This is a genomic window from Microbacterium paludicola, from assembly GCF_039529675.1.
In the GTDB taxonomy this organism is placed as follows: Bacteria; Actinomycetota; Actinomycetes; order Actinomycetales; family Microbacteriaceae; genus Microbacterium; species Microbacterium paludicola.
Genome location: NZ_BAAANG010000040.1, coordinates 1 through 2,235 on the forward strand (window position 1 = coordinate 1; position 2,235 = coordinate 2,235).

The 2,235-nt window shown below is 65.8% G+C and carries 5 protein-coding genes and 1 pseudogene; 1 reads left to right on the forward strand and 5 read right to left on the reverse strand.

Annotation, left to right across the window (positions count from 1 at the left end; translation table 11 throughout):
• Positions 1-68: 68 nt before the first annotated feature.
• The 3 genes and pseudogenes from ABD161_RS15340 to ABD161_RS15350 form a co-directional block, all read right to left on the reverse strand.
• Positions 69-293: pseudogene (locus ABD161_RS15340) on the reverse strand (MBL fold metallo-hydrolase); the annotation flags it as partial.
• Positions 294-477: 184 nt separating this feature from the next.
• Positions 478-840: a thioredoxin gene (gene trxA / locus ABD161_RS15345; RefSeq protein WP_344004932.1), complete on the reverse strand. Its 363-nt coding sequence runs from the start codon at positions 838-840 to the stop codon at positions 478-480.
• Positions 841-855: 15 nt separating this feature from the next.
• The gene (locus tag ABD161_RS15350; RefSeq protein ID WP_055988449.1) at positions 856-1,041 is read right to left on the reverse strand and encodes a hypothetical protein; all 186 of its coding nucleotides are present in this window, start codon (positions 1,039-1,041) and stop codon (positions 856-858) included.
• 105 nt (positions 1,042-1,146) lie between these two features.
• On the opposite strand from ABD161_RS15350, the gene ABD161_RS15355 reads away from it, so the two are divergent.
• A complete protein-coding gene (locus ABD161_RS15355; RefSeq protein ID WP_055988447.1) occupies positions 1,147-1,443 on the forward strand; it encodes a metal-sensitive transcriptional regulator in 297 nt (98 codons plus the stop codon).
• A gap of 47 nt (positions 1,444-1,490) precedes the next feature.
• Here the strand turns inward: ABD161_RS15355 and ABD161_RS15360 are convergent, their stop codons facing one another.
• Both ABD161_RS15360 and ABD161_RS15365 read right to left on the reverse strand, forming a co-directional pair.
• Positions 1,491-1,907, reverse strand: a complete 417-nt coding sequence (locus ABD161_RS15360) for a hypothetical protein (RefSeq protein WP_344004944.1) — start codon at positions 1,905-1,907, stop codon at positions 1,491-1,493.
• A gap of 68 nt (positions 1,908-1,975) precedes the next feature.
• On the reverse strand, positions 1,976-2,235 hold a 260-nt coding region (locus ABD161_RS15365; RefSeq protein ID WP_344004941.1), incomplete at its 5' end, for a hypothetical protein.

Consider the following 2,235-nt stretch of genomic DNA (forward strand, 5'->3'; position numbering starts at 1 on the left):
TCCGCTACGCTCGCGGAAGCGGCATAACCGAACCGACACCGTGTCCACGATCAAGGGCCAAGGCCCGCGGTCGCGCCGGTGTGCGCAGCGAGCTCGCGCGTGCCGGACAGGTAGTCGGCATGGATGTGCGTCTCGGTCACTGCGACGATGCGCATGCCGTGCTTGCCGGCGAGATCCAGATAAGCGCCGATATCGCGTCGTGGGTCCACCACGACGGCCTCGCCGCTGCGCTGGCAGCCGATCAGGTAGCTGGCCTGTGCGAGGTCTTCGTCGTAGATGCGCTCAAGCAGCATCGCGATCGCTCCTTTCCTCGTGATCCGTGATCAGTTGCATGAGCAGCGCTCGTTCTCGGGGACTCCTGCGAGGGCCTGCTCGATGTGCTGGCCGCAGCCGTCCCACGTGGGCTTGCCGCACGCAGGGCAGATGATTCGTGCGCACATGGCGTTCCTTTCGGGGCTCTTAGTCTGTGTGAGTTGGTTAGGCGGTGCGCTGCGCGAGCTGCCGGTGAACCTCGTCCATGTCGAGTTCACGCGCCTTCTGGATCAGCAGCTCGAGTTGCGGTGTCGGGAGCGCGCCGGGCTGGGAGTACACGAGCACTCCGTCGCGGAACACCATGAGCATCGGGATCGAGGTGATGCGGTTAGCCGCCGAGAGTTCAGGCTCAGCCTCGGTGTCGACCTTTGCGAACACCACGTCGCGGTGGCGGTTCGAGGCGGACTCGAACACGGGCGCGAAGGCGCGGCACGGGCCGCACCAGGCAGCCCAGAAGTCCACGAGCACGATGCCGGTGGCGGTGACGGTGCTCTCGAACGTCTCAGCAGTCAGGTTCTTTGTAGGCATGCGCGTCCTCCGACCTCAGCGTCCGAACAGGCGTGACCAGAACCCGCCGCGGTTCGCCTGTGCCGCCTCCAGCTCCGCGGCGGTGTGCTGACCACCGCACCAGTCGGAGCTCGCGACGCTGCTCTTCACCGCCGCGACATGCTGGCCGCAGCCGGCCCATGTCGTCTTGCCGCACGTGCGGCACATCACTGCTCGGCACATCTGCGCATCCCTTCGCTATACCCGGGGGAGTATTCGCCGCCGGTAGCCCGACTATACCCCCGGGGGTATGCTGGTTGTCAACTCGGGCTCACGAAAGGACCTCTCATGGCAAGCACACCCACACTCGCGGACGCGGCACCGGAGCACGACCAGGAGGCAAAGCGCAAGGTCGTCAACCGGCTCCGCCGAGCACACGGGCAGCTGGCAGCGGTCATCACCGCCGTCGAACAGGACGCCCACTGCCGCGACGTCGTGCAGCAGCTCGCCGCCGTCTCGAAGGCGCTCGACAGGGCCGGCTTCCTCGTCATCTCAAGCGCCCTCCGCGAGTGCCTCGCCGACCCAGACGCAGAAGATGCCACACGCCCCGAAGAACTCGAGAAACTCTTCCTCTCCCTCGCATAGCCCTAGCGGAAGGAAGGCGTGCTAACGCGCCTCGCGCGTCGCCCTGGTCAGTGGCTGGTTCGCCCCCTGGTGGAGACCAAGTGCGGTCGGATCATCCGGTCTGCGACGATTCCCGTGATGACGGCGAAGACAACCTTGTGAAGCACGTCGACCACCAGCTCGCGTCGGGGCCAGGTGTGCGGTGGGTCGCCGACGCCGGTCGCGTTCTCAACGGTCTGATCGAAGCCGAGGCGCACGAGGCTGTGCCAGGCGTTGGCGTAGACGCCGCGGATGCCGACTGCGGCCCACACGCCGCGAAGCGCGCCGAGGAGCGCGGCGGTGGCGTAGTGCATCAGGTGGTTGGAGATGAAGGGCTTGTCTGCATCGGTCGGCCGCCGGCCGAGCAGAGTCAGCAGCACACGCCCGGGCACGTATGAGTTCGGACGGCGGGTGATCGCTTGCTCTACTTTTTCGCCGACGACCATCGCTGACACGGACTCAGCGACAACGACCTCTTCGGTGCGCTCTTGGAGCAGTAGCAGGTGTCGCGCGACTAAACCGGTTCGATCGCGCCGACTGTGTTCCACTCGTCGGCGAAGGACGTGGCGCGCTTTCGCTGAACAGCCTTCTGGTAGATCGGGATCACGGCCTGCTTGAGTGCCCGAACCGCTGTCGGGCTCTTGAGTTCCCGCTTGTGGTCGAACGGATTGCCAGCTTCGTCGCGCTCCTCGATCTCGGAGTTGAGATGGCTCATCGCATTTGAGCGTGTAGCGCTGGTCTGAACCCGCCGGTCTCGAGCAGGGATCTGGTGAT

Excerpts from the sequence above, each read along its gene's own strand:
- ABD161_RS15350 (WP_055988449.1), bottom strand. The coding sequence starts at position 1,041 with ATGTGCCGAGCAGTGATGTGCCGCACGTGCGGCAAGACGACATGGGCC.
- trxA (WP_344004932.1), bottom strand. The coding sequence starts at position 840 with ATGCCTACAAAGAACCTGACTGCTGAGACGTTCGAGAGCACCGTCACC.
- ABD161_RS15360 (WP_344004944.1), bottom strand. The coding sequence starts at position 1,907 with ATGGTCGTCGGCGAAAAAGTAGAGCAAGCGATCACCCGCCGTCCGAAC.
- ABD161_RS15355 (WP_055988447.1), top strand. The coding sequence starts at position 1,147 with ATGGCAAGCACACCCACACTCGCGGACGCGGCACCGGAGCACGACCAG.